24 protein-coding genes are annotated in these 25,725 nt (G+C 56.1%); 2 read left to right on the top strand and 22 right to left on the bottom strand.

What is annotated here, in order from left to right:
• Positions 1–314: 314 nt before the first annotated feature.
• Positions 315–1,517, bottom strand: coding sequence for a TolC family protein (locus tag Q7F15_RS01320; RefSeq protein ID WP_212132553.1), 1,203 nt, complete (start codon positions 1,515–1,517; stop codon positions 315–317).
• Positions 1,518–1,799: 282 nt separating this feature from the next.
• Here Q7F15_RS01320 and Q7F15_RS01315 point away from each other — a divergent pair, with 282 nt between their 5' ends.
• Together Q7F15_RS01315 and Q7F15_RS01310 are read left to right on the top strand one after the other, a co-directional pair.
• Positions 1,800–2,453, top strand: a complete 654-nt coding sequence (locus Q7F15_RS01315; RefSeq protein WP_171564144.1) for a YigZ family protein — start codon at positions 1,800–1,802, stop codon at positions 2,451–2,453.
• 90 nt (positions 2,454–2,543) lie between these two features.
• Positions 2,544–3,086: a hypothetical protein gene (locus Q7F15_RS01310; protein ID WP_304414923.1), complete on the top strand. Its 543-nt coding sequence runs from the start codon at positions 2,544–2,546 to the stop codon at positions 3,084–3,086.
• Positions 3,087–3,117: 31 nt separating this feature from the next.
• Here the strand turns inward: Q7F15_RS01310 and Q7F15_RS01305 are convergent, their stop codons facing one another.
• The 21 genes from Q7F15_RS01305 to nuoI form a co-directional block, all read right to left on the bottom strand.
• On the bottom strand, positions 3,118–7,656 hold the full coding sequence (locus tag Q7F15_RS01305) for an S-layer homology domain-containing protein (protein ID WP_368509246.1): 4,539 nt from the start codon (positions 7,654–7,656) through the stop codon (positions 3,118–3,120).
• Between the two features lie 163 nt (positions 7,657–7,819).
• A complete protein-coding gene (locus Q7F15_RS01300; protein WP_171564139.1) occupies positions 7,820–8,920 on the bottom strand; it encodes a glycosyltransferase family 4 protein in 1,101 nt (366 codons plus the stop codon).
• 16 nt (positions 8,921–8,936) lie between these two features.
• Positions 8,937–9,686 carry a WecB/TagA/CpsF family glycosyltransferase gene (locus Q7F15_RS01295; RefSeq protein WP_230077500.1) on the bottom strand — a complete coding sequence of 250 codons (750 nt, stop codon included), beginning with the start codon at positions 9,684–9,686 and terminating at the stop codon, positions 8,937–8,939.
• A 90-nt stretch (positions 9,687–9,776) separates the two neighbouring features.
• Entirely contained in the window at positions 9,777–10,232 is a 456-nt protein-coding gene (gene fabZ / locus Q7F15_RS01290; RefSeq protein ID WP_171564137.1) for a 3-hydroxyacyl-ACP dehydratase FabZ, read from the bottom strand.
• Between the two features lie 164 nt (positions 10,233–10,396).
• Positions 10,397–10,915: a CDP-alcohol phosphatidyltransferase family protein gene (locus Q7F15_RS01285; protein WP_171564136.1), complete on the bottom strand. Its 519-nt coding sequence runs from the start codon at positions 10,913–10,915 to the stop codon at positions 10,397–10,399.
• Between the two features lie 194 nt (positions 10,916–11,109).
• The gene (locus Q7F15_RS01280; RefSeq protein WP_171564135.1) at positions 11,110–11,358 is read right to left on the bottom strand and encodes a DNA-directed RNA polymerase subunit beta; all 249 of its coding nucleotides are present in this window, start codon (positions 11,356–11,358) and stop codon (positions 11,110–11,112) included.
• Between the two features lie 28 nt (positions 11,359–11,386).
• Positions 11,387–12,208 (bottom strand): flagellar hook-basal body protein, encoded by an 822-nt coding sequence (locus Q7F15_RS01275; protein WP_171564134.1) that lies wholly within the window; start codon positions 12,206–12,208, stop codon positions 11,387–11,389.
• A 17-nt stretch (positions 12,209–12,225) separates the two neighbouring features.
• Positions 12,226–13,197 (bottom strand): flagellar hook-basal body protein, encoded by a 972-nt coding sequence (locus tag Q7F15_RS01270; RefSeq protein WP_304414921.1) that lies wholly within the window; start codon positions 13,195–13,197, stop codon positions 12,226–12,228.
• Positions 13,198–13,203: 6 nt separating this feature from the next.
• Complete coding sequence (locus tag Q7F15_RS01265; RefSeq protein WP_171564130.1) at positions 13,204–14,220, bottom strand: rod shape-determining protein; 1,017 nt, start codon at positions 14,218–14,220, stop codon at positions 13,204–13,206.
• 115 nt (positions 14,221–14,335) lie between these two features.
• Positions 14,336–14,620, bottom strand: coding sequence for a sporulation transcriptional regulator SpoIIID (spoIIID, locus tag Q7F15_RS01260; protein ID WP_003388385.1), 285 nt, complete (start codon positions 14,618–14,620; stop codon positions 14,336–14,338).
• A 257-nt stretch (positions 14,621–14,877) separates the two neighbouring features.
• A complete protein-coding gene (locus Q7F15_RS01255; protein ID WP_304414920.1) occupies positions 14,878–15,618 on the bottom strand; it encodes a M23 family metallopeptidase in 741 nt (246 codons plus the stop codon).
• 94 nt (positions 15,619–15,712) lie between these two features.
• Complete coding sequence (spoIID, locus tag Q7F15_RS01250; protein WP_304414919.1) at positions 15,713–16,717, bottom strand: stage II sporulation protein D; 1,005 nt, start codon at positions 16,715–16,717, stop codon at positions 15,713–15,715.
• Between the two features lie 173 nt (positions 16,718–16,890).
• Complete coding sequence (gene murA, locus Q7F15_RS01245; RefSeq protein WP_171564124.1) at positions 16,891–18,216, bottom strand: UDP-N-acetylglucosamine 1-carboxyvinyltransferase; 1,326 nt, start codon at positions 18,214–18,216, stop codon at positions 16,891–16,893.
• Positions 18,217–18,234: 18 nt separating this feature from the next.
• The gene (locus Q7F15_RS01240; RefSeq protein ID WP_171564122.1) at positions 18,235–18,981 is read right to left on the bottom strand and encodes a YwmB family TATA-box binding protein; all 747 of its coding nucleotides are present in this window, start codon (positions 18,979–18,981) and stop codon (positions 18,235–18,237) included.
• A 140-nt stretch (positions 18,982–19,121) separates the two neighbouring features.
• Positions 19,122–19,352 (bottom strand): DUF1146 family protein, encoded by a 231-nt coding sequence (locus tag Q7F15_RS01235; RefSeq protein WP_171564121.1) that lies wholly within the window; start codon positions 19,350–19,352, stop codon positions 19,122–19,124.
• Between the two features lie 123 nt (positions 19,353–19,475).
• Complete coding sequence (gene nuoN / locus Q7F15_RS01230) at positions 19,476–21,002, bottom strand: NADH-quinone oxidoreductase subunit NuoN (protein ID WP_171564120.1); 1,527 nt, start codon at positions 21,000–21,002, stop codon at positions 19,476–19,478.
• A gap of 3 nt (positions 21,003–21,005) precedes the next feature.
• Positions 21,006–22,541 (bottom strand): complex I subunit 4 family protein, encoded by a 1,536-nt coding sequence (locus Q7F15_RS01225; protein ID WP_171564119.1) that lies wholly within the window; start codon positions 22,539–22,541, stop codon positions 21,006–21,008.
• Positions 22,531–24,447 (bottom strand): NADH-quinone oxidoreductase subunit L, encoded by a 1,917-nt coding sequence (nuoL, locus tag Q7F15_RS01220; RefSeq protein ID WP_171564116.1) that lies wholly within the window; start codon positions 24,445–24,447, stop codon positions 22,531–22,533. The genes Q7F15_RS01225 and nuoL overlap by 11 nt, the downstream gene beginning before the upstream one ends.
• 18 nt (positions 24,448–24,465) lie before the next feature.
• Positions 24,466–24,777, bottom strand: coding sequence for an NADH-quinone oxidoreductase subunit NuoK (gene nuoK, locus Q7F15_RS01215; protein ID WP_171564115.1), 312 nt, complete (start codon positions 24,775–24,777; stop codon positions 24,466–24,468).
• Positions 24,774–25,280, bottom strand: coding sequence for an NADH-quinone oxidoreductase subunit J (locus Q7F15_RS01210; RefSeq protein WP_171564113.1), 507 nt, complete (start codon positions 25,278–25,280; stop codon positions 24,774–24,776). The genes nuoK and Q7F15_RS01210 overlap by 4 nt, the downstream gene beginning before the upstream one ends.
• 2 nt (positions 25,281–25,282) lie before the next feature.
• Complete coding sequence (gene nuoI, locus Q7F15_RS01205; RefSeq protein WP_171564111.1) at positions 25,283–25,696, bottom strand: NADH-quinone oxidoreductase subunit NuoI; 414 nt, start codon at positions 25,694–25,696, stop codon at positions 25,283–25,285.
• Positions 25,697–25,725 lie beyond the last annotated feature (29 nt).

Below are 25,725 nucleotides of genomic sequence, written 5' to 3'. Positions count from 1 at the left end.
ACATTCTTGCTCACATAAATCTCTAGTATTTTCAGTATTGTGTAAACGCGGCAATCCCTAGTGTAACACAGTTGCTAGATTTCGTGAATCTTTTTTACACAATTCCCCGTTTTTCGTGTGACATCCTATTAAACGCCTCAGACCTGAAAAAGTTGCGGTGCCTCCGAAAAAGTTTTTAATTTTTTTTGTGGCCGTTACTTTCACGTATTATGTATGCAGTGACATCCGCCACACCTCGTATTATAGGACAGGCGGGACGGACTGTCACTCATGAATCTTTTTCCAAATTGCCAAGAAAATTTACTGTTCTTCCGTTACCTTCCTGTAGCTGTCTCGAAGTTTACGACAGCCAGGTTGTAGTTTTGCACGGCCTGTTCGTACTGGTTCTCCTGATCAGCAAGCGCTTCTGCTGCCTGAATCACTTCCAGCGTGGTCGCCAGGCCGTTTTCATAGCGCAGGCTGGTCAGGCGATAGCTCTCTGCCGCCGCTTCCTTGGCCTTTTTTTGGAATTCGATGCTCAGTTTCGCCGCATTCAGGCTGTAGTAGGCTTCCGCTACTTCGCGGGAGACGGTGCGCTTTTGTTCCTCGATCGCCAGCTTTGCCTTTTCCACGTTGTAGCGGGCGATTTTGCCCGGGTACGTGGACAGGGCGGAATACTCCTCAATCAGCTTCACATTCAGTTCGGCCAGACTCAACTCTTCCTGCTTTTGCGTGATTTCGATACGCTGCTGCAGCGCCTTTTCCTGTGCCTGTTGCAGCGTCATCGACGGGGCGGCCACCTGTTTGTTTTCGTTGGACAGCTTCCATTTCTTGTCCAAATCCACCCCGAGGAATTCGTTCAGCTTCATGCGGGCAATCTCCACGTTGTTTTCCGCCGCCGCCAGCGCTGCCTGCGCACCGGCTACGCCCATTTCCGCCTGCAGGATGTCCGTCTTCGCCTTGGTGCCAACGTCAAAATGGGCTTTGGCCACCTTGAGCTGGGTCTGGGCACGCTCCAGGCTTTGTTTCTTCAGATCCAGGTCGGCTTGTGCATGCAGCAGGGCGTAATACAGTTGTTGAGCTCCCAGCTTGATTTGGTTCTCCGTTGCCTGTACCGCCAGCTTGTTCAGCTTTTCCGTCATTTTCGCCTGCGCGCTGGTCACGTATTTTTGCTTGGCGGCGTCCAGCGAACGGACGAATTCGGAAGGGATCTCCGCTACCGATCTGTATGTAAGCTCGGCGTTGACGCTTGCATTCTTTTCGTCCAGGCGGGCCTGCTGCAGCTTGGGATTTGTCTTCAGCGCCTGTTCCACCGCTTTTTCCAGCGTCAGTGTCTCTGCGGCATCTTGCGCGACAGGTTTAGCGGCTGTGTCCGCTTGATTGTTCTGGTTCGAGGGAGTGGTTTGTGTCTGATTGGTCGCCTGAGATGCGGTCCCATCGTTGGCAGACTGGGCCATGGCCCCTGCGCCAATCGAGGTGGCGACAAGCGCAGCCAGCGAGATGGCCAGCCATTTCTTCGGCGAATATGGAAGGTTCATGTTTCTGCACTCCTTTTCGCATTTTTGTCGGTTCCGACAGTACGGAAACTTGGTGGTTTGTCCCAAGATTCACTATATCACAGTTAAATGTTTCGTACACGAAGAATCTCACACTTCCAGGTTTATCCTCCTACCGTTCATACTTTACCATGTATACACCTCCGCTCTCCCTGTTAGCACATGAAAACTGTCCCGTGTTAGTACGAATGAGCGGCGAAAAAATTTCACCATTCGCGCAGCGCACCGGAACGTGCTATGCTAACCCTTGAGGTGATGTGTAACATGCTGCAGCAGTACAAAACAGTCGCCGGGTATGGTGAAGACGAAATTGTCATCGAGCGTTCCCGGTTTATCGGATATGCCCAACGCGTCACAACGGAAGAAGAGGCTGCCGCCTTCATCGCCATGATTAAAAAGAAGCACTGGGACGCAACGCACAACTGTTCCGCCTTTGTCATCGGCGAAAACGACCAGATTCAGCGCTCCAGCGACGACGGAGAACCGAGCGGGACAGCCGGCAAGCCGATCCTGGAGTGCATCAAAAAGAACGGCCTCAAGGACACTGTGGTCGTAGTCACCCGTTATTTCGGCGGGATCAAGCTGGGTGCGGGCGGACTGGTGCGCGCCTACACGGCCGGCTGTGTCACAGCGCTAAAGGCTGCGGGCATCGTCGTCCACACCCTGCACCAGCAGATATCGGTTACCGTCGACTATCACTGGTGGGGCAAGGTGGAAAACGAACTGCGCCTCGGCCAGCACCGGGTCACCGCCACCGACTACACGGACAAAGTTACTGTACACCTGCTGATTCCCGATGGCCAACAGGATGCCTTTGTGGAGCAGATGACCAATTTGACCAACGGACAGGCCGACATTGTGCTGGGGGATCGCGAGTACGTGGAAGTGCCGGTGGAGGCCGTTGGCGGAGACGAATAACCCGAATCGAAAAACTTGTGTCCCGCACTAAGATTGTCTAGGATGGAGAGGTAAGCAAGAAACCAACAATTCGTAAAGGCGGGGAGCGCAGTGGGGAAAACGCTGGACGAGCTGTTTGACAAGCTGGATGCTGTTGCCGAGCGGATGGAGCAGGGGTTTCGGGAGATCGACAAGCGGTTTCAGAACGTGGACAGGCGGTTTGAGCAAATTGACAAACGTTTTGAACAGATTGACAAGCGTTTTGAGCAGATCGACAAACGGTTTGAACAGATTGACAATCGGTTTGAACAGATTGACAAACGTTTTGAACAGATTGACAAGCGTTTTGAACATATTGACAAGCGTTTTGAACAGATTGACAAACGGTTTGAGCGGATCGAGGAGCGCTTGGACAAACACGAGCGCCGCTTAATCAGCGTGGAGGAGATGACGGCCTCTCTCATCCAGATGGTCGGTCATACCAACGCCCGCTTGGAAGAGGTGCAGGCGGACGTCCACGATCTCCACGCGGCGTTCAAACAAACCAACGAAACCGTGACCTTTTTGGACAAAAAGGTGTGGGAACAGGAAAAGCAGCTGTTCCTGCTGCGCGAGAGATTTGACAAGTATCTGGACGACAAAAACAGAAGCTGAAGAGGAAATTCCTCTTCAGCTTCTTTCATTGTTACTGCTTCGGCAGTTTTTTCAGTTGGACCATGACGCGGATGGTGATGACCGCCATCTCTGCGCGGGTCAGATAAGACTTCGGCAGGAAGCGGTACGTCGGCTTTTTGGCTGTCGGATCGTTCGGTTCGCCATTCATGATCTTCGCTTTGGCCACCGCCAGTACGGAAGGCTGCGCATAGTAGCCGACATCCTTGGCGTCGGTAAACATCTTGGCCAGGGCCGTTTTTGCCGCATCCGGCGTGCCCAGTTTCAGGTTGAGCGCGCGGGCGATCATAATTGCCGCTTCTTCGCGGGTCAGCGGATCGTCCGGACGGAAGTAGCCCGGCTCCTTGCCGCGAACGATGCCGGCGCGGGCTGCCGTTTCAATGTATTTGTACTGGTAGTCCCACGTGTCCCGTGTCGGACGCACGTCGTTGAACGTCGGCGAAGACGGCGTGCGGCTGTCGGCGTACGGACCGTCATTGATCGGCAGGTCGAGCGCCTTCACCAGCATGGTGGCAAACTCGCCGCGCGTGATGTCACGGTTGGCTCCAAACGAGATGGCGCTGTAGTTGGGCATGATCCCTTTGGCGTACAGCGTCTCCATCGCGTCACGCGCAAAATCGTGATTGACCACGTCGTCAAACGACTCTCTGGTCTTCATGACCATGTAGTACCCAAATCCGGCAAACGGCACCGTGATGGTCTTCTTGCTGGTATTGACGACTCCGCCAAGGTTTTGCCATTCATCCCCATTGTGATAGTACACGGTCAGGATGTTGTTGGCCGCGTTGACAATCGACTGATCGTACTTGATCGTCAATGTGCCTTGTTTGCTCGGCACCAGGTTGTCTTCGTAGCGATCCTTGAAGGTATCGATTTCGTCCCCGTCGGTGTAGTACGGATCGCGTCCGCCCGGCGCGTTTTTGTCACCGGCATCAATGTAGTAGAGCGGGCTGGCGTAGTTGAAGTTTTCATTCAGCGCCAGTTTGGACTTCATGTCATCGTCCGGAATCGACACTTGTCCGGTCGTCCGGTCGGCAATGCCGAAGTACAGCTCCACATCGACAAAGATGTCCTTGGTCGGATTGGTGACTTCTTTGCCCTCCCGTTTGTTGGGCGGCGACACCAGTACGGTTCCGGAAGGGAACTTCAGCTCCAGGCTCTTGTCAAAGACGCTGAACGACGTTTTCTTGCCCAATACTTCGCGATACTCGGCACCGTTTACGGACGAGTTGGCATTGAAAATCTGAATCTCGTCGTTGTAGGACGTGTTGCCGACATAAACGGTGTACTTGATCTTGTTCAGGCCCGCTTTCAACGCAACGGTAGCGGTAAACACATAGTAGGATTTCGGGACTGGTCTGCCCAGGTCTTCATTGTACTCGAAATCCCGCTCCGTGGTGTTGGTTACCTTCGCTTCCGTTTTGCCGAACATCACCTTGGTCGCATTTTCCGCAAAGATTTTGATCGGCACGCTGTTGGCATTGACGATGATGTACGGGTCGCTCTCCTTGGCTTTGACCGGGGAGATGACTTCCCAGCTGTTGGTGGTCTGGTCAATCTTCACATCGTAACGAACCACCGCGCCGTTGCCGTCCTCGGCCACGATCGTGTAGGTGGTGGTGCCGTTCTTCTTCAGGGTAAGCGGGAAGAGCGCCAGTTTTTGCTCCTGCTCCTCGCTTTTGGTGATCTCATCCTGAATTTGCTCCAGCAGGTCGCCGTAGTCGCTGCTGCGCATTCTGGCCCTAAACGACGTCTTCGTTTGAGCATCGAAGTTGTACTCCTGGAACTCCCGGCGCAGCCCGGAAGGAATCTGGCTCAGCGTGTCGTTGTAATCCTGGTTGTCTTCCTTTTGTTCCCAGTCGCCGTTTTCGTAGCGGAAATCGGCAATGCGTCTGCCGTTTTTCTCAATGTAGACGTGCTCTGCGTCTTTTACCGTAAACGTAAACTGGCTCAGGAACTTGGCGCCTGTCCGGTAAGCGGTGTCTGTCGGCTGTTTGACCAGTTCGTTGTCCTTGCCGTTTTCGCTGATTTCCAGCTTGACGTCTTCAATCGTCGGTGCTTTGGACGTGATGTACAGGATCTTGTACGTGAAGCTGACGGACGGCTGCGTGGTCAGCGTGATTTCCAGCGTGTGTTCGCCTTTGGACTTGATGTTGTTCTGCAGGGATGCCTTGCTGATCGTAAAGGTGTTGTTGGACCCCACTGTCGGAGTAAGCGTCGTTCCGTTCAGCTTGACTTCGATGTTGCTGGACGTCAGGTCGTAGTTGTACACCTTCCCGCTCAGCGAAACGAAGTCGTCGTCACTCTTGATCTGATACCCGCTCTCAAAGCTGCGGACCTGCCCCGAACCGTCAATGTACGTCAGCTGCAGATACGGCGCAATCTGGATGTTCAGTTTGTACGTGACGGACAGGGACGTCGTGCCGTCGGAATACCTGATCTCCAGATCCCCGGTACCCGCCGGCAGGTTGGACAGGGTAAACCTGAACTGCGTTGCAGAAAGCGCGTCGAGCGTATAGTTAATCGGGCTGCCGTTGTACGTTACGGTGTAATTGGACTGCGTACCGCCCATGTTCACCGTCTTCAGGTCTACCGTAAAGGTGGATTTCCCCACCGGGTTGACCGTGTACTCGGACAGCAAGGTCGAGTCGATGTACGCTTCGACAAATCGCGGTTTGGAACCGTCCACATAGGTAAACCTGTAGTCGTACCCGTTCACCTGGAAGAACCCGGAGTCCGTCTGCAGGCCCGTGGTCGGATCGGTGGTGGTGTACTCGTAGCTCAAGGTTACCCGGTAGGTGACGCCGTCATCCAAAATGCCGATATCAGCACCGCCGCTTGCAATCGGCGCGGTGAGGACATACTCGGTAAAGCCGTTGCCCTTGTACGTCCGGGAAGAGGGCGAGATGTTGTCTACCGAGAACGTTCCCCCGGTTTTTTCGTTTTTGTACTCCAGTTTAAACTGCTTGATCGTTTGTTTGTCGGTCTCTTCAAATTGCAGCAGAGCCGTACCAGTGATTTGATACGCTTCGCTGTTGGGACTGTTGGTTCCCGGCAGGGTTGCCACCTGGCCCTGCACCAGATTGGTCACAGGTGTCGGCGGTGTTCCCTGTTTTTGAATGGTCACGTTATAGAACTGGTTGGCGGTATCCTGGGAACGGGACACCACATGGATCGTCCGGCTGATGACGCCCACTTTCTTGTTGTCGTTGTAAACGGTAAACTCCAGCCGGTTTTCACCCAACTGCGACGGCAGGTTGGCGGCGAATGCGCCGGACGTGACCCTCGCCTCCACTTCGTCGCCGGTGGTCACGTTTTTCACGATGACTTTCTCGGCGTTCTTCACCTTACCGTCCACATTCAGGGTCAAACGGTTGGTCGATGCCACCGTAATCAGCGTGGTAGCCGACGTGAGCGGCGTGTCATTTACGCTGATGCTGTCAATATAGGGCGTGTTGTTGTACTGCACGTAGAATTGAAAGTGTTCCTTGGTGACGCTTCCCACCCGTTCATAGAACGAGATGACGTTCAATCCCGGCTTCAGGGGGATGTCCCAGAACGTAAAGGTGTTGGTGCCGCTCAGGGTCGGCGTCGTGGAACTGAGATCCTCAATCGTCTGCCCGTTGTTGGTGGTAATTTTCAGACGCAGGTTGGCGCCTGTCACACCCGATCCGTAAATCCCGCGCAGCGTAATTTTGTTTTCCGCATGCAGCAACGGATTGGTGACGCTTGTCCCCTGATTGGGGTAATCGATCAGGACAATCGGGCTGTTCTGCGGTCGGTAATCGTAATATTGCAGGCTTTCATAGCCGGTGTTGACCGACACCACCTTGATAACGTTGATCCCGTTTTTCAGATCGATGGTGCCGACAGGAATCTCAGAGCCGTCGTTTTTCGCTGTCGGAGCCGTAATGGTCTGAACCGCTTTCCCGTCCACCTGCACTTCCAGTACGGGGCTGGGGTCCAGATTGCCGGGATCCGAGTATTTGATCTTGAGATTGGTCAGTTTGCCGGAATGGGTAACAAGCGCATCACTGGCACTGTTCCCGGTGCCCGGCTGGTTCGGATTGACCGGCGGGATCAGATCGGACGGAGGCACGATCTGCAGTGTCGCCCCGGTCTGCTGTTTTTCCAGCTTGTAGTACATGGTGGCTTTTTCGGAGCCAAACCATACTTCCACTTTGGTCACTGCGCCGTTCCGATCAATCGTGATCGGCGGGAGCGTCAGCGTCTGTCCGACAAAGGCAGGGGCAGGATTATAGATTACCTGCGTGCCGTCTACGGCCACGGCGACCGTGTTGCCGGAGGCGGCCGTATTGGTCAGGACGATGCCGTCAATCGTTCTGTTCTTGACCTCAACCGGATTGGCAAAAGTACCGAAGGCATTAGTCTCGGAGCTGTCCACCACGATGGACGACGGGTTGGTAATCGTCCAGGTTCCCGCGGCTGACGCATGCATCGCCGGAACCAGGCCGGTCACCAGCAGCAGCATCGTCAGACATACTGCGAGCCAACGCCGAAATTGCTGATACGTCGTTTGCAAGGTCTTCACCTCTCCACATGTTTTTGTTCTCGGATTTTGTCCCCTGCCCGAGAGCGTAAGAGACGCCATTCTCGTCTTTTTCTTTTATCGGAAAATCATCGGTTTTGCTTTACTTCTTTATGTTAAAAAGCGGAAAAAACCCCTGCTGGTCATCCAGCAGGGGTTTGCCCGACTAGTGGCTTCGCCGTTCCGTATACTTGATTTTTAACCGTCGGACCGCGTTGATCAGCGGGCGGTGACGGCGGCCGACGAGACCGACCACCTCGGTGGCGAGATGCATCGCGAACAGCAGCGCTGCCATCACGATGATGGTTGTCCATTTGGTCGTTTTCGTCAGCACAATCGCCATCGTGCCGAAGAAGATGCTGATCGTATAGATGGTCAGAACCGTGGCCCGATGCGACAGGCCCATGTTCAGCAGACAGTGGTGCAGATGCCCTTTGTCCGGGCTGGAAATCGGCTTTTTGTTCACGATTCGGCGAACAATCGCAAAGAACGTATCCCAGAGCGGAACGCCCAGCACCACAATCGGGATGATGAACGAGACGAACAGCGCTTCCTTAAAGCCCATGATGGACAGCGCCGCCAGGTTGAAGCCCAAAAACAGCGAACCGGTGTCCCCCATAAAAATGCGGGCCGGATGGAAATTAAAGTACAGAAAACCCAGGATGGCCCCCAGCAGCACGAAACAGTAGATGGCCACGTGTTCGTAGCCGGGACCGTTGAGCAGCGCCACGATCGCCATGGTGGCAGTGGCAATGGCCGATACGCCGGCGGACAGCCCGTCCAGACCGTCGATCAGGTTGACCGCGTTGGTGACACCGACGATCCAAATGATCGTGATCGGGGCCGCCAGCCACAGCAGCCAGCCGCTGGTAAAGTCAATGCTGCCTTCGTACGGCAGGTTGACAATGCCGATTTTCAGGCCAAACGGAATGACGACCACGGCTGCCGCCAACAATTGGCCAAACAGCTTCCACTTGGGCGATAGCTGCAGTTTGTCGTCCAGTATCCCCACTGTCATGACGATCGTTCCGCCGATGAAAATCCCCAACATTTCCTTGAAACCGGAAAATGGAACAAACAGCAAAAACGAAACGAGATAGCCCGCGTAGATGGCCAACCCGCCCATGCGCGGCATGATTCGCGTATGCACCTTGCGCTGGTTGGGCTTATCTACGGCGCCGATGGATTCAGCCAGTTTTTTCACATAGGGTGTGGCCGCAAAAGCCACGATCAGTGAAGTCAGAAACCCGAAAATCATCGTTGACATCGGCAGTTTCTCCTCTCTACGGGCACCTTCCGGAGCGGTTTTCCCCTTTTTCCTTCAAGACAGTCCACACAAAGCGCGGAATGGCCAACTGCCGCTTCCAGCGCGACGGCTGAGCAAGCAACCGGTACAGCCACTCCAGATGCAGCCGCTGCCACAGCTTTGGCGCTCGCTTTACTTTCCCAGCAATGACGTCAAAGCTGCCGCCCACTCCCATCATCAGGATTGCCTGCAGTTGATCGCGATATTTGGCGATCCACTCGTCCTGCTTGGGAGAGCCCATCGCCACAAAGAGCAGATGGGGCGCTTTTTCCGCAATCTCCTCCACGATTGCCGGCTCTTCGCCTTGTTGAAAATATCCGTCCCGATACCCGACGATGCGCGCACCCGGATATCGTGCCGCCAGCTTTTCCGCCGCCAGCCGATTCACTTCCGGGGACGCCCCCAACAGATATACTTTCCACTGGTGCCTGTCCGCCGCCGCCATCAACGCTTCGAGCAAATCGATGCCCGTGACGCGCTCGTTGATCGGCTGCTTCGTCCACCTGGCCGCGTACACGATCCCGATGCCGTCGGGAACGACGTAGGCTTGTTCCAGGATGGCGCGCAGCGAACGCTTTTCCCGCGCCAGCATGACGATCTCCGGATTGGCGGTGACGACGTGCGTTTTGCGTCCGTTTTCGATGCGTTCGACAAGATCATCGACCGTTCCGGCAAAACCGCGCGTGGAAAACGGCACTCCCAATATGGTTGCGACCTGTTTGGTCAATAGTTTCACCTTCATTGTAGAGACGCTATGCGCCTATAAAAAGTTGCACATTAGCCATTCTACCCGAAAAGAAAGGCACATTCAAGAAATTCATGAATGTGCCTGCTTCACGTCAACCAGAGCAAACATCAGATCGCCCTCGACCGCGACCTTGTCGTTCACCCTCGCAATCGCGTGACATTTGCCGATGGAGCCGCGCAAGCGCGTCATTTCCACTTCCAGGACGAGTGTGTCGCCCGGTTTTACCTGCTCCTTGAACCGGACGCCGTCAATGCCGGCAAACAGCCCCAGTTTTCCTTTGGTTTCCTCCGTGTGCATCGCCACTCCGCCCACTTGGGCCAGTGCCTCGACGATCAGCACACCGGGCATGACCGGGTAGCCGGGAAAATGGCCTTGGAAAAACGGTTCATTGATTGTAACGTTTTTGATCCCCACGGCCCGTTTGCCCGGTTCCAGCTCGACAATCTTGTCCACCAGCAAAAACGGGTAACGATGGGGAAGGATCGCTTGAATGTCAACTGCGTCCAAAGGGGTCCGCAATTCCATAAACACCGCTCCATTTCCATACTTTATACGTTGCATCCGTGTATGAAGAACATACCGCAAACTGAGAATAAAGACAACCCCCCCGTCTCCGACGTCAGACCGGGGTTAAGATAAAGGGGCACTTCCTCCATGCGGCGGAAGTGCTCTTTTCCATCCGCCTCGCATCACATCGCGCGGTTCAGCAACCGAAACTTCACCAGGTAAATGGCTGTGGTCACAAAGGAAAACGCGATCACGCTCCAGAGAATCAATTCGCCGTACTGGTACCGGTACATGACCAACGGAAAAGCGATGTAAAACAAGACCGTTGTCAGCTTGCCAAAGGCGTTGGCCGGGACTGTCTTTTTCCCGCGAAAATGGAAAAAGCCGGCGGCGATGATCATGCCCGCATCCCGCGCAAAGAAAAACAGGGCGGCCCAAATACTGATCCGCTCTGTCAGAAACAACGAGGCGATCACTGCCATCATCATCAACTTGTCTGCCAGCGGGTCCATCATGATGCCAAACGTGGTCACCAGTTTGTGCTTCCGCGCAATGTACCCGTCCAATATATCGGTAATTCCCGCCAGGATGAGGATGCCTAGGGCGATCTCCACATGGTACGGAAACGACTGAAAAAAGACGTATAGGTACAAAGGGATGAGAACGATGCGAAAGACGGTAAGCGCATTGGGAAGATTCACGGATATCCCTCCGTATGAAGATCGTCACTCCCTGTTTTCGCCACTCCATTATTATACTCTTAGGACAGCAGACGCAACAAGGTCTGGAAGAATGAGCAAGCAGCGACATCTTTTTCCGACTTCCAGTCATAAGAAGAGGCCCCTCACCCTGCGTCGGTTGGGGCCGTCTTCTGCTGCCACATGTCAGTGTGTGATCATGTGCCCTGAAAAATCAGATCGTACATGTGCTTATAGGTGTTCAGATCAAACACTTCGGAAGCCGGTTTGTCTCCCAGCACGCTGTATCCGATGACCAGACCGATGACCAGCGAGAAAAACATCAGAAACGGGATAAACAGGATTTGGGCCAGTCGAAACGGCCACGCCTGGCCGCCCCGGCGCTGCTCTCTATCCCGGGCCATCTGTCCGTCACGCGGGATACGTTTTCCCTTTCCTTGGTCCATTGATGTCTCCTCCGACATTCCGAGTGAATTAGCGGCTGCGCAGGGAGTTGGCGATACCCATCATCTGATCGGCAATCGCAATCGCACGGGCGTTGAGCTGGTAGGCCCGCTGAACGTTGACCAACTGGGACATCTCTTCCTGCAGATTGACGTTGGAAGCTTCCAGCGCTCCCTGACGGATCTTGGCGGCAGACAGCTCATACTTGGAGTACGGCGTCATGCCGGACGCAAGCTCGGCGTCGTATTCATTTTCCCCAACCTGTGTCAATTGATCGGGGTTGAGCACCTTCCACACGCCAATCTGTCCCACCGCGGTTCCGTCGTTGGTGACGACTCCCTCGGGGGATACCTGCAGATTGCGTACAGGGCCGTTGATCATGATCGGAACCCCGTCTGTGTCTGTCAGCAGGTCTCCCGCTGCATTATGCAGGACATACGCGCCCAGTTTGGCTTCGAAACGCACCTGAAAGGCACCGTTTCGCGTAAAGCGGTACGATTCGCCCACCATCGTCCCGTTGTTGTCGTAGAGAGGCCGGCTTACCAGAAAAAACCCTTCTCCCTCGATCATCAAATCGGTGGGGACATCGGTGATCCTGGCGCTGCCCGGAGCCATGTCCAGTTTGGTCAAGCCGATCCGCGCCCCGCTGCCGATGCGCAGTCCGGGCGGAGTCGAACGCTGCTGCCTGTCCGCAGCCGGTTGTTCGTTCAGCGAATCGGACAGCAGTTCGGAAAACGACGCCGTGCGCCGCTTGAAACCGACCGTATCGATGTTGGCCAGGTTATTGGCAGTCGTGTCCAATGCCTGCTGGACGCTGCGCAGTGCCGCGCTCGAGATGTTCAGTGACTGCATCCATTCTACCTCCTATCTTACCCGTTTACCCGGCCAATTTCATTGGCCGCCTTTTCCAGCGTGCCGTCCACTGTGGTAATCACGCGCTGATTGGCTTCATACGCCCGCAGCGCCGTCATCATGTCGGTCATCGTCTGGGCAGGGTCCACGTTGGCTCGCTCCAGCCAGCCCTGCTTCAAACCGAAACGCCCTTCCACCGCCGGATCGGTATATTGGCCCAGCGCTCTCGCCGTCCGGTCATTCTGCAGGGCCTGCACCAGATCCTCCGGCTGTCCGCCGCCTTCCCAGCGGTAGATGTTGGTACCCTCCCGCACGAGCTGCAGCGGATTGGTCACCACTTTCAGGCCAAGCCGCTCACTGCCGCCGGGCAGCATGAGAGCATTGCCCGCCTCGTCCACACGGTACAAGGCGCCGTCGTCACCGATCTTCAGCTGTTGGCCGGCGCTGTTGGCCGGATCGGCCGGATCGTTCACCCGGATGGCCCGGTTCTGGTTATCCAGCACGTAGTAGCCGTCCGACGTGACCAGGTAGCCGTCTGTATTGACGCTCCAGTTGCCGTTGCGCGTGTAGCGGATCTGATCGGGCTGGGCAGCCTGTCCGGGGTTGTCCAGTCTGGCCACGCTAAAAAACAGCCGACGCTCATTTCCGTCCTGGTCCGGCTGCAGGTTGTCCAACAATGCGACATCGTACGGATTGCGCGTCTCCGCAATATCGCCCTGGCGGAAAATCGGCAGCGCCTCCGACATGTAGACGCCGGAATGCAGCCGGCCGATCACGGCAGGCTGACCGCTCATGACGGGCAGTCCTTGAATATTTGGTCCTTCCTGATCGCGGATGCGCGCGATCAACTGTTCCGGAAAGGCGCGCATGACGCCTACGTCCTGCTTGTAGCCCGGTGTGTTGATGTTGGCCAGGTTGTTGGCCAGCACTTCCTGACGCTGCTGCATTGCCAGCATGCCCGCAGCAGCCGTATACAAGCCTCTGATCACGCGGTATTACCTCCCGAAAAACTTCTTTTTCCGATACGTGGGCGCCTTGTCCAGATAGTCCAGCATGATCCCCGTCCCTTTGGCCACGCACATCATCGGATCTTCCGCCACCAGCACAGGCACCTTCAGTTCGTCGGCCAGCAGTTGGTCGATCCCGTGCAGCAGTGCGCCGCCGCCGGTCAGAAAAACGCCCTTATCAATAATATCGGCAGAAAGCTCCGGAGGTGTTCGTTCCAAAACGGATTTGGAGGCTTGTACAATCGCACTAACCGACTCGGCCAGGGCTTCCTGGACTTCGTACGAGCGGATGGTAATCGTCTGCGGTAGCCCGCTCACCATATCCCTGCCGCGAATGTCCATTTCGTCCTGGCGCCCGCCGGAAACCGTTCCGATCTGCATCTTGATGTCCTCGGCCGTACGCTCCCCGATCAGCAGCTTGTATTTGGTTTTTATGTACCGCATAATGGCCAGGTCAAATTTGTCGCCCGCTACTTTGATGGAGGAAGACGTAACAATGTCCCCCATGGACAGGACTGCTACGTCCGTCGTACCTCCGCCGATATCCACCACCATGTTGCCGGAAGGTTGAAAGATGTCCATGCCCGCTCCAACCGCCGCCACTTTCGGCTCTTCCTCGATAAACACCTCGCGTGCCCCGCCGCTGCGCTCAGCCGCTTCGCGGATGGCTTTCTGCTCCACCGAGGTGATGTTGGTCGGACAGCAGATCAAAATGCGCGGGCGAGCAAACATGCTTTTTCCACCGATTTTGGCCAAAAAGTGTTTCAGCATGGCTTCCGTGATCTCAAAGTCCGCGATCACGCCGTCCCGCAAAGGCCGAATCGCCACGATGTTGCCCGGGGTGCGCCCCACCATGCGGCGCGCCTCGTTCCCCACGGCCAGCACTTTATTTGTCTGATTTTCGATTGCTACGACAGACGGTTCATCCAGGACAACGCCCTTGCCTTTCGCAAAAATCAAGACATTGGCCGTGCCCAGGTCAATTCCGATATCTTTGCTAAACATGAAAGTCCTCCCTGTTCCAGTTCATTCCTATCACTTATCATAGGCGGTTGCACGTGAGAGGACAAGGAAATTCTTCCTATCTGGAAGGAAATATTTTCAACGCAACCCGGTACTGCTACACGCTTTCTTCCTGTTCCACCCGGACTTTTTTACTTCTCCGTTTGTATTTGATCTTGGTCGCTTCCCCTCCGCGGAGGTGTCTGATTGCCTTGTGGTACTCCAAAATTTCCTTTACCTGATTCGCCAATTCCGGATTTATCTCAGGCAGCCGCTCTGTCAGGTCTTTGTGCACCGTGCTTTTGGAAACACCGAACTCTTTGGCGATCATGCGAACCGTATTGCGCGTCTCCACAATGTATCGACCGATCTTTATGGTTCGCTCTTTGATGTAGTCGTGCACGCTACTCGCCTCCCTGTATCAACATTGTCTGTTACAATATATGGGGGGGTGCGGACACATATTCTACGTTTCCAAGCCTGACAAGCCGGCACTTCCGCATCTTTTTTCAAGGGCGTGTACACCCGGGCCGCCCGCACGTTATTTTGGCGAAAATGAAAGAAGGCGAAAAAAAGAAACCTGCAGAGACCCGTCCCTGCAGGTTATTTTGCATGTGTTTGTGTTTGCTCCCGGATTGGGCGTTTGCGTCAGCGGTCGACTTACTGATTTTCCGCTTCCGGCTTGACGAGGTGCTGCTCTGGATTGACGGGTTCCCCGTCCACATGCACCTCGAAGTGGAGGTGAACGCCGGCGTCCTTTTCATAGACGTTGCGTCCGGCTTTCCCCAGCACCTGTCCCTGGGTGACCTGGTCGCCCGGTTTTACGGTAACGTTCTCCAGGCTTTGGTAGACCGTGGTCAGCTTGTCGTCGTGCTCAATTTCCACCTTGAAGCCGACAAGCGGGTCGTTTTCCACCTTGGTCACCTTGCCGGCGAACGCAGCGGTGACATCGAAGCTATTGCCGTCGGTCGCCTTCAGGTCTATCCCGGTATGCGGAATAAAGGTGTCCTTGTACGTGACAAGCGCCTTTTGCTGTTCTTCCTTGGACGCCTGTTCGTCAAAGAAGCCCATGCCCTGCTCGTACTTCACGCCTTTGCCGACCGGCCATGCGAGCTGCTGCGGATTGCCCGCCACCGGTACCGCGCCGTCCTTGCCGTTGGATTCATCGGCCGGAATGGCGGTGCCGTCCTGCGGTGTCGAGACTGCTACGCCGCCGTTGTTTGCGGTTTGTCCCGGCTCCGTATCGGTGACGCCACTCTGGTACCACATCACAATAGCGAGAATGATTGCTGCGGTGCCGATGTAGATTGCCGGAAACGCCCACTTCTTGCCCAGGATATTTCTCCAGGAGCTAGCCTTTTTAAATGGAATCGGTTGATTTTGATTTTTTTGATCTTCCATTGTATTCATCACCTCATCCCTCAGTATCGCCAGTTTTTTGGCGGATAAACCTGAGAGTGAGGGAAATCTTGAAAATTTGCGCAAAGCGGCCCGTCTAGCTTTTCAGGACGCTGCCGCAGTCCTCCAGCGAGATGCCCTGGTAAAAGTATTTGACGATCTGCTCCGCGTTTTTTCCCGCTTTGGCCATCCCGTTGGCGCCCCACTGACTCATGCCGACGCCGTGCCCGTACCCTTTGGTCGTGATGTACACTTTGCCGTCTTGCAGTTCCATGGTAAAGGCGGAGGAGTTGAGCCCCAGCCGTTCGCGAAACTCGCGGCCGCTGAATTCCTTGCCGCCGATGCTGATCTTGCCCACGCGATTGCCCGTGGTCCGCTCCACGATCCGATACCAGCTGCCCCCGGAAGCCGCCTCCTGCGCGATGCGCACCCCCAGTTTTTGCTCCAGATCGGCCACGGTCATCACCTGTGTTTTCTCATAGCTGGGCGACTGGATGTCCCAGGGACTGGCGACGCTTTTCAAGTAGGGCACCGGCTTTTCAAAATACTCGCCGGCGTTTTCGGTAAAGCCGTTGCTGGTGGAAAAAAATGTGGCGTCGATCGGTTCCCCCTGATAGGTGAGAACCACTCCCGCCGTCGCCTGCACCGCCTGCCGAATGCGCCCGTTTTTCCAGTCAAACTGCTCCTTCCACAGCTCCCTGCGTTGCTGCTCGTCCAGGTACGCCTGGTGTTTGACCGTATCCAATACGTGCGCCCCTTCCGGAACGTCGCCAAACGCCTTTTCACTCAGCCGTCTGACGATGTAGGTGCGCGCCGCCATGGCCTGCGCCTTGAGCGCCTCGATCTCGAATTCGGCCGGCATTTCCGCCGCGACTACGCCTTCGACATACGTCTCCAGCGGGACGGTCTCCACTGTCTTCTTGTTGGTGCGGTACACCTTGACTTCGATCTTTGGACGGTTTGACGACGGAGTGTGCGGTGCGACGGCTGCCACGTCGGTGCCGCCGTCTGACAGGGGAGAAAACAGTGTCACCAGTGCGGCAGGCATCAACACGAGCAGTATCGGCAAACCGATAAACCAAACGATCAGGTAACGTTTCATGCGACAGCTCCTCCCCGATTTGTGCTGGACAATTTCAGTCTATGTACAAGCAGCAATAGCTAGAACGAGAGAGTCAGAGAGACGGGAAACGTCCTATTTGCCTGCATGGCACAAAAAAAGAGACTTCCCGCACAGGGAAGTCTCTCTTGTCTATTCGTTTTTGCAGTCATTCATTAAGCAAAGTTGGGAGAGAAGCTGACTTTCACTTTCTCGGACGACGCCGCTTCCCGAACTTCCGCTTCCGGGGACACCCGTTCGACGTCGGCGCCCAGTTGGCGCAGCTTTTCCGTAAAGTTGACGTAGCCCCGGTCGATGTGGTGCAGACCCGAGACCTCGGTCTCGCCTTCCGCCACCAGGCCGGCCAGCACCAGAGCTGCTCCAGCCCGCAGGTCGGTGGCCGTGACCTTGCTGCCGGTCAGCTTGACACCGCCTTCTACAATGGCGCTGCGCCCTTCGATCTTGATGTTGGCGTTCATCCGGCGAAATTCTTCGACGTGCATGAAGCGGTTTTCAAACACCGTTTCCGTCACGATGCTGGTGCCTTCCGATACCAGCAGGAGTGCCATCATCTGCGACTGCATGTCTGTCGGGAAGCCGGGATACGGCAAGGTTTTAACGTCAACCGCCTTGATCGGGCCGCTGCGGCGGACGCGAATGCCGTTTTCCTGCTCGTCCACCGTCACTCCCATTTCCCGCAGCTTGGCAGTGACGGATTTCAGGTGATCACAAATTGCGCCTTCGATGAAGACATCGCCGCCGGTAATCGCCGCCGCCACCATGAACGTTCCGGCTTCGATCCGGTCGGGAATGACACAGTGGGTGCAGCCCTTGAGCGATTCCACGCCTTCGATGCGGATCGATCCGGTGCCGGCGCCGCGGATTTTGGCGCCCATGCCGTTGAGGAAGTTGGCCAGATCCACAATCTCCGGCTCTTCCGCGGCATTCTCAATCACGGTCGTTCCCTCGGCCAGGGCCGCGGCCATCATGATGTTTTCCGTAGCGCCCACGCTCGGAATATCCAGGTAGATTTTCGCGCCCTTCAGCCGACCCTCGACACTGGCTTCAATGAAGCCTTGTCCAATTTCGATTTTGGCGCCCATCGCCTCAAAGCCCTTGAGGTGCTGGTCGATCGGACGGGTGCCGATCGCACATCCCCCGGGAAGTGCAACGCGCGCCTTTCCTTGACGGGCGAGCAGCGGCCCCATCACCAGGAAGGACGCACGCATTTTGCGAACCAAATCATAGGAGGCTTCCACACTCGTCAACCGGGAAGCCTGAATCGTCAGCACTTCACGATCATATGTAAGGGAAATTCCCAACGATCTCAAGAGGTCGCATATGGTTCTGACATCGTCCAGAGCGGGTACGTCGTGAAGGACGCATGTGCCCGATTCTGCCAGAATGGATGCTGCAATAATAGGGAGTACGGCATTCTTGGCGCCGGAAACCTTGACCTTCCCGGCCAATGCCTTACCACCGCGGACAATGATTTTATCCAATGTGTACCCCTCCGCGTGCTAATATTCCGCTGTGATTATCGGTGTACCTACGGTAATCCACGTTCCAGATTGGCTGTCTCGATGAGTAGCCACCTGCAGATTCATCTTCGTTTTGTCATTTAACGCGATAAACGGTTTCCATGCCGGTGTATACCCGGAGATGCTGACAACCGTATCGTCCCGCAAACGCTCCAGTTCCATCGCGTGGAGGGCGCGAAAAATCGCCAAAATTTTACCCTCCTGTTGATCAACACTCAGTTTAACACTGTACATTCCGCGAACACAAGTGCTAATTTGCGGAATCATGTCGGCTTTTGTCAGGGCTTTGTCGAAAGAGTCCTGTATCACCCCTATATATTGTAGGGTATCAGGTGAGCCGGTCAGAGACAGCACAAGATATACATCATAGGCCCCCTGCCGAGGGACCCCTGTGACCTGGAACTGTCCTTGAACCCCTTGCCGTTCAAACAGGACTTGGTACACATGGAGATTGGATTTCCGCGTCCGATCGGCTTGTGGTACCGGAATGTCAAGCCGATGTGCCCATGCTTCGGCCAACGCTTTTACTTGCGCGGGACCAGATGCCTGGCCCAATTCGGCGCGCATTCGCACCTGGATTGATACACCTTTTGCTCCGGAGCCTTCCACTGCGGCGAGCAGCTGCGCCGCTACCGGTCGTTCCAGCTTTGCCTCTGCGGGCATCCGCCAAACCGTCACCGCCGCAGCCAACAGCAGCAGAAGCCACCACCCCGACCATTTCCCCATCGTCTTCCTCTCCCTTTTCACGCGCTTCTCTTTGTACTTTTTAGTTTGCACGGAAAATTGGAGGGATATACCAGTTGCGCATGGAGAGACTTCATCCGCTAGCCGCGATGCGTAACCAGATCGCCTGCGTGTGGATGCGGTCAGGAGAATACTTGTCCAATTATCAGCGACCAGCTCAGATAGTCAAGGAAAAAGCGGGCCACTTCGTATCCGATGACGAGCGACAGCAGGATCTGCAGCAGCTTGGCCTGCGCGCCGTCCGGTTTTTTCAGAAACAGATCGAAGCGTATGGCCTGCAGCGCCCACCAGCTCAAAGCGATGAAAAACACAGTCAAAATGATGCTGACAACTCCGTAAATTTCTTGCTGCATGGTGTTTCCTCCTTCTCCTGTATCGGCAAACCCGCCTTGTTCCATAAGTACAGAATGTGCAAAAAAAGGGGCGGCCTGTCGTGACAGCCGTCCCCTTTATTGTACCTGATGTTTGCCCGTCCTTCACTGAAACTCTGGCGGCAGCATGTCGCCAAAGTTAAACGACGGATTGAACTGGGCCTGCAGATAGTCGGTGGCGACACCCGGAAGCGCACCGAAGAATACGGTGGCAACGGCGAGGACCAGGACGAGGGCGCCGATGCTCTTTGGCACCGCCAGCGGCGCTTCGGTCGTGCCTGACCGCATGTACATCTGCCGAATGATCCCGAAATAGTAGTAGTAGGATACCACACTGGTCGCAATCATGATTGCTGCCAGCCAGTAGTTTTCCTGCGCGATGGCGCCCATGAACAGGTAGAACTTGCCGAAGAACCCGGCAGTAATCGGAATCCCTGCCAGCGACAGCAGGAAGATGCTCATCGCCACCGCAAGCAGCGGCGAGCGGTGGTACAACCCGGCGAATGCCTTCAATTCTTCGGTCTGCTGGTCGCGCGTGACGACCATGATCACGGCAAACGCGCCGAACGTGACGAGCAGGTAGGCAAACAGGTAAAACACAATTTCACTAAAGAACAGGGTCGTCGGCGGAACAAACGGCACCAGCAGGTACCCCGCCTGAGCGATTCCGGAGTAAGCCATCATCCGCTTGACGTTGGTCTGGCGCAGCGCCATGGTGTTCCCGATAATCATCGACGCTGCCGCCATCACGGCCAGATAGAGGCTGCCCTCCTGGAAAAAGAACCGGCCTTCCTCACCAGGAACCTGGAAGAACGCGATCATCAACAGGCGGAACACCAGCGCGAACCCAGCCGCCTTGGAGACGACCGCCAAAAAGGCAGTGACCGGCGTTGGCGCTCCTTGGTAGACATCCGGTGCCCACATGTGGTTGGGCGCAGCGGAAATTTTAAAGGCCAGCCCCACCGCGAGAAAAGCAAACGCGGCGTAGATGAGGAACTGGTAACCTGCCAAGGACGCGTGAACCAGACGGGAGGAAATCTCGTAAATGTTGGTGGTTCCCGTCAAACCGTACAGGTACGACATCCCGAACAGCGTGACTGCACTGGCGATGCCGCCGGACACGACGTACTTGAATGCTGATTCGTTGGAATGCAGCGACGTTTTGCGCAGTCCGACCAGCACGTACGAGGAGAGCGACAGCAGTTCCAGCCCGACAAACAGCGTGATCAGGTCGGCCGACGACGCCATCACCATCGCACCGAGCAGGCCGGTCAGCAGCAGGTAGTAGTATTCGCCGCTGTGCTTCACTTCCCCCTGCTTCATGTAGGGAATCGACAGCAGCAGGGTAAAGGCTGCCCCCGCCAAAAACAGCAGCTTGAACGCATTGCCGTAGTCGTCAATCCTGAGCATGTCTGCCATGTAGCTGTAGGGTTTGTCAAGCGTGTTCAGATTGACGAAGACAAACACGCCGGCCAGCACGACGCCGACCAGGGTCAGCCAGCCTGTCACCGTTTTGCTCAACCGTTTTCCGGCAAACACATCCAACAGGGTCAGGACGGTGGCAAAGCCGAGAATGATCCATTCGGGCAGAAGGTAGCTCCAGTCATACGAGAAGATAGTGTTTACGTCCATGGATTACCCTCCTATCCCCGTCACGATGGGTACGAGCGTTTTCAGAGTCTGCTGCATCGGATTGCCGAGCACGGCGGGATAGACCCCGATCAGGATGATGAAGCCGAGCAGCACCACCATCGGCACCACTTCCATCGGCTGAGCGTCGGCCAACCCCTTCAACCGCTCCGGCGTTGGGCCAAACGTCGTGCGCAGGATCGCCCGCAGCAGGTAGGCGGCCGTCAACACGATGCCCAGCGTGCCGATTGCGGCGTGAACCGGCATGTCGCCGAACAAACCCAGGAAGGCGAAGAATTCGCTGATGAAGCCGGACATGCCCGGCAGTCCCAGGGAGGCCATCCCCGCCGCCAGCAGGATGCCGCTCACAAACGGCATCGATTTGGCCAGGCCGCCCAGTTCGCTGATCATCGACGTTTGCGTCCGTTCCCAGATCACGCCGATCAGGAAAAACAGCAGCGCAGAGATGAAGCCGTGAGAGACTACCTGGAACATCGCTCCCTGAAACCCGATCGTGTTCATCGCGGCAAATCCCAGCAAGACGATGCCCATGTGGCTGATACTGGAGTAGGCCAGCACCATTTTCAAGTCCTTTTGGACAAAGGCGAGCACGGCTCCGTACAAAATGTTGATCAGCCCCAGCACCGCCATCCACCCGGCAAACTGATACGCCTGTTCGGGGAAAAAGCCGATGCCCATGCGCAACAGCCCGTATGCCCCCATTTTCAGCAGAATACCGGAGTGGATCATCACAATCGCCGGCGGCGCCTGCACGTGCACCTTCAACATCCAGGTGTGGAACGGAAACACAGGCAGTTTGACCGCAAACGCGATGAACAAGGCGAGAAACAGGCCGAAGCGGAACGCCGGCGTCATCGCAGCGGCAGCCGGATGGTCGGCCGCTGCCAAAATCGTCGCGATCTTCTCCATGTTCAACGTTTGCAGGAAGACAAACAGCACGATGAAGGCGATCAGCATGACCGCAGAGCCGATCCCGTTGTACAGCAAAAACTTGTTGGCCGCCCGTTCGCGTTCTCCGTAGCCCCAGATGCCGATCAGGAAAAAGGTCGGCACCAGCGTCAGTTCAAAGAAGATAAAGAACAGAAACAGGTTTTGCGAGGCGAATACGCCCAGCATGCCGATCAGCAGCAGGTGAAACAGGATGAAGTATTCCTTCAGCCGTTTTTTGATCTGCCAGGAGGCGACAGCAGCAAGCGTGCCGACAATCGCCGTGAGAACGATCAGCGGCATGGAGACGCCGTCCACTCCCAGCTCATAGTCCAGGTCAAACGTGAACATTTCCCCCCCTTGGGCAAACCCGATCGGGATGGAAATCCACTTGACGCTTTCGACAAATTGCGGCTCCGCCGTCTCGTAGTTGAAGGCGGCGAACAACATCAGGGACAGCGCCAGCGGCAGCAGCGTGCCCAGCACCCCAATCTGTTTGATCACACCGCCCTGATGACGCGGGACGAACGCCAGGATCAGGATGGCCAGCAGCGGCGAAAAGACGATCAAACTCAGCAGGATACTATTGACCAAAGAATCCACCTCCCTGCGCCGTCAGGCTGATCGCGACAACCAACAGCAGCAATCCGAACAGCACCACGGCCCCGTACGACTGCACCTGGCCGTTTTGTGCCCGGGCATGCAGCGAGCCGATGCCTCTGGTGATGCTCGCGGTCAGGGCCACAAGACCGTCCACCACGTACCGGTCGAACAAATCAAGCAGCAGTCCGAGCCAGTTGAGCGGACGGACAATGACGTGGTGATACAGTTCGTCAATAAAGTATTTGCGGTAGGACAATTGATACAGCCACGGCATCGTTTCCGGGATGGCGTCCGCCGGAATGTAGCGCTTGCCGTACATCAGATAGGCCAGCACAATGCCCAAAAGCGAGACCAACAGCGCCACGACCTGCAGCCAGGCGGCGGCGTGGCCCGTTCCCTCGCCGAATGCGGCGGTAATGACCTCGCCCGTTTCACCGGACAGCAACCATTCCGTCAGATACGGGGCGTACGGCGTATTGACAAAGCCGGCCCCGATCGCCAGCACGGCCAGGATCAGCAGCGGACCGGTCATGACCCCCGGCGATTCGTGGCCGTCATGTCTGCCCCGCGGCTCCCCGGCAAACGTCAGGAAGAACAGCCGGAACATGTAAAACGCAGTGAAGAACGCGGCGATGATCGCCAGCCACAAGAGATCAAAGCGGTGCGCCTCGTACACGGCACTGAGAATCGCCTCTTTGGACCAGAAGCCGGCAAACGGGAAAATCCCCGCAATCGCCAGACAGCCGATCAAGAACGTCAGCGCGGTTACCGGCATCTTTTTCCACAGGCCGCCCATCTCAAACACGTCCTGCGTATGTACCGCGTGGATAACACTGCCGGCCGCGAGGAACAGCAGCGCCTTGAAAAACGCGTGCGTCATCAGGTGGAACGTCCCCGCCACATAGCCGGCCGCTCCGGCCACTCCGAGCGCCAGCATCATGTAGCCCAACTGGCTGACCGTCGAGTAGGCGAGCACACGTTTGATGTCGCGCTGCGTCAGGCCGATGGACGCGGCAAAAATGGCCGTAAACCCACCGACGTAGGCCACCACATTAAGTGCGATATCAGACGCGACAAACAGCGGATACGTGACCGCCACCAGGTACACGCCGGCCGCCACCATCGTCGCTGCGTGAATCAGGGCGGACACCGGCGTCGGCCCTTCCATCGCGTCCGGCAGCCAGGTGTGCAGCGGGAACTGGCCGGATTTGCCGACTGCGCCGACGAAGATCAGGATCGCCGCCAGCGTAATCATCCACGGCTCCAGTTTGCCGAGCGCGATGCTGTCAAAAATTTGCGCGAACTCAAAACTGCCGGTCCACCAGAACAGGAGGCAGATGCCGATGAACAAGCCCAGGTCGCCGATCCGCGTGACGATAAACGCCTTTTTCGCAGCCGCCTTGGCCTCCGGCTTGAAGTAGTAGTAGCCCACCAACAGGAACGAGCAGACCCCTACCAGTTCCCAGAAGATGTAGACCTGCAAGAGGTTTGGCGAGATCACCAGACCCAGCATGGAAAAGGTGAACAAGGCCAGGTATTGGTAAAACACGGGGAAGCGCTCGTCTCCGTGCATGTATCCCTTGGAGTAGATTTGCACGAGCAGGCTGACCAGCGTGACAATCACCAGCATCATGGCATTCAGTTGGTTCACTTCAAAGCCCATGGTGATGACGATGTCGCCCACCTGCAGCCAGTCGAGGGAGAACGCGTAATCGGACGCTCCCTCCTGAAACCTCTGCCAAAACGTCAGCGCCGCCAACCCAAACGACACGGCAGTCAACAGGATACCGACGGCGGCAGCTCCTTCTTTCAACTGACGGCCAAACGAGACGATCACGATGAAAGCAAGAAGCGGAAACAGAGGAATCAGCCACGCGTATTGCATCAGGGTATCCATCTTTGTCCTCCTTTTCGTCTAGCGTTTCATCGAATCCATCTCATCCACGTTGACGGTCACTTTGTTGCGGTACAGCGCGATGAGGATTGCCAGTCCCACCGCCACTTCGGCTGCCGCCACCGTCATCGTGAACAGGGTGAAAATCTGCCCCGTCACGGCCGGGAACAGCCCGTACTTGGCGAACGCCACGAGGTTGATGTTGACCGCATTCAGCATCAGTTCGATGGACAGCAGGACAACCACCGCGTTTCGCTTGGTCAGTGCCCCGTACAGTCCGACGCAAAACAAAATCAGGGCCACCAGCAAATAGGAGGTAATGTTTACACTCATTCGCTGTCCCCCTCCTTTTTCGCCATGATGATCGCGCCCACCAGCGCCACCAGCAGCAGAACGGATGCCAGTTCAAACGGAATGACATACTTCGTGAAAATCTCCACGCCAAGCTGCTTGACGCTGACTGCCTGCGCGGCCCCCTCCGGCGGCGCCGTCCATGTGGTCTTTTGGATGCCCCAGAACATCAGGCCGAACAGGCCAGCGACAAACACCAGGCTGAAGATGTTCTTCCAGGATCGTCCCGTCCCTTCGTCGGAAGCGTCGTGCTTGGTGAGCATGATCCCGAACAGCATCAGGATGGATATGGCGCCCGAGTATACCAGCACCTGGGCCACGCCAATGAACTCGGCGTCCAGCAGTATGAACAAGCCAGCGATGCTGATAAACGTGATCCCGAGCGAAATGACCATGTGCACCACCCGGGTGAAGCTGATCATGAAGACCGCGCCGCCGATCGTCAGAAGGGAGAGGATGAAAAAGGCCAGAAATTCGCCGGTCATGACTAATTCTCCTCCCTGACGTTGGTATTGTTGTCGTCCAGCCACTTCAGGTCCTTGTACAACTCGTCCCGGCTGTACACGGCCAACTCGAAGTTGTTGGTCATCACGATCGCTTCCGTTGGGCACACCTCCGTACAGAGGTCGCACAGGATGCAGATTTCAAAGTTAATGTCGTAGGTGTCAATGATTTTCCCCTTTTTCTCCGGATCGGGATGAGGCTTGCCCGTCAATTGGATGCACTGCGTCGGGCAGATGCGCGCGCACTGGTTGCAGACGATGCATCGTTCCGGCGAGAAGTGCTGAATGCCGCGAAACCGGGGCGGCATCGGAAAAGGCACGTCCGGGTAGAAATGGGTCACTTTTTTCTCGGTCAGCTTTTTAAATGTATACCCCAGGCCTTTGGCCAGTCCTAGCATGTGTGTCACCCCTCTGGTCAAGATCGTGA

Source organism: Brevibacillus aydinogluensis, from assembly GCF_961514395.1.
Lineage (GTDB): Bacteria > Bacillota > Bacilli > Brevibacillales > Brevibacillaceae > Brevibacillus > Brevibacillus aydinogluensis.
Note: the sequence above shows the minus strand (reverse complement) of the source record. Positions and strands in the feature narration are given on the sequence as shown.

Bases quoted from the DNA above. Each gene is read 5' to 3' on its own strand.
- Q7F15_RS01275 (WP_171564134.1), bottom strand. From the start codon at position 12,208: ATGCAGTCACTGAACATCTCGAGCGCGGCACTGCGCAGCGTCCAGCAG.
- nuoN (WP_171564120.1), bottom strand. From the start codon at position 21,002: ATGGACGTAAACACTATCTTCTCGTATGACTGGAGCTACCTTCTGCCC.
- nuoI (WP_171564111.1), bottom strand. From the start codon at position 25,696: ATGCTAGGACTGGCCAAAGGCCTGGGGTATACATTTAAAAAGCTGACC.
- Q7F15_RS01240 (WP_171564122.1), bottom strand. From the start codon at position 18,981: ATGGGGAAATGGTCGGGGTGGTGGCTTCTGCTGCTGTTGGCTGCGGCG.
- Q7F15_RS01315 (WP_171564144.1), top strand. From the start codon at position 1,800: ATGCTGCAGCAGTACAAAACAGTCGCCGGGTATGGTGAAGACGAAATT.
- Q7F15_RS01300 (WP_171564139.1), bottom strand. From the start codon at position 8,920: ATGTCAACGATGATTTTCGGGTTTCTGACTTCACTGATCGTGGCTTTT.
- spoIID (WP_304414919.1), bottom strand. From the start codon at position 16,717: ATGAAACGTTACCTGATCGTTTGGTTTATCGGTTTGCCGATACTGCTC.
- Q7F15_RS01280 (WP_171564135.1), bottom strand. From the start codon at position 11,358: ATGGACCAAGGAAAGGGAAAACGTATCCCGCGTGACGGACAGATGGCC.
- Q7F15_RS01320 (WP_212132553.1), bottom strand. From the start codon at position 1,517: ATGAACCTTCCATATTCGCCGAAGAAATGGCTGGCCATCTCGCTGGCT.
- nuoK (WP_171564115.1), bottom strand. From the start codon at position 24,777: ATGAGTGTAAACATTACCTCCTATTTGCTGGTGGCCCTGATTTTGTTT.
- Q7F15_RS01210 (WP_171564113.1), bottom strand. From the start codon at position 25,280: ATGACCGGCGAATTTCTGGCCTTTTTCATCCTCTCCCTTCTGACGATC.
- fabZ (WP_171564137.1), bottom strand. From the start codon at position 10,232: ATGGAATTGCGGACCCCTTTGGACGCAGTTGACATTCAAGCGATCCTT.
- Q7F15_RS01255 (WP_304414920.1), bottom strand. From the start codon at position 15,618: ATGGAAGATCAAAAAAATCAAAATCAACCGATTCCATTTAAAAAGGCT.
- nuoL (WP_171564116.1), bottom strand. From the start codon at position 24,447: ATGGATACCCTGATGCAATACGCGTGGCTGATTCCTCTGTTTCCGCTT.
- Q7F15_RS01235 (WP_171564121.1), bottom strand. From the start codon at position 19,352: ATGCAGCAAGAAATTTACGGAGTTGTCAGCATCATTTTGACTGTGTTT.
- Q7F15_RS01265 (WP_171564130.1), bottom strand. From the start codon at position 14,220: ATGTTTAGCAAAGATATCGGAATTGACCTGGGCACGGCCAATGTCTTG.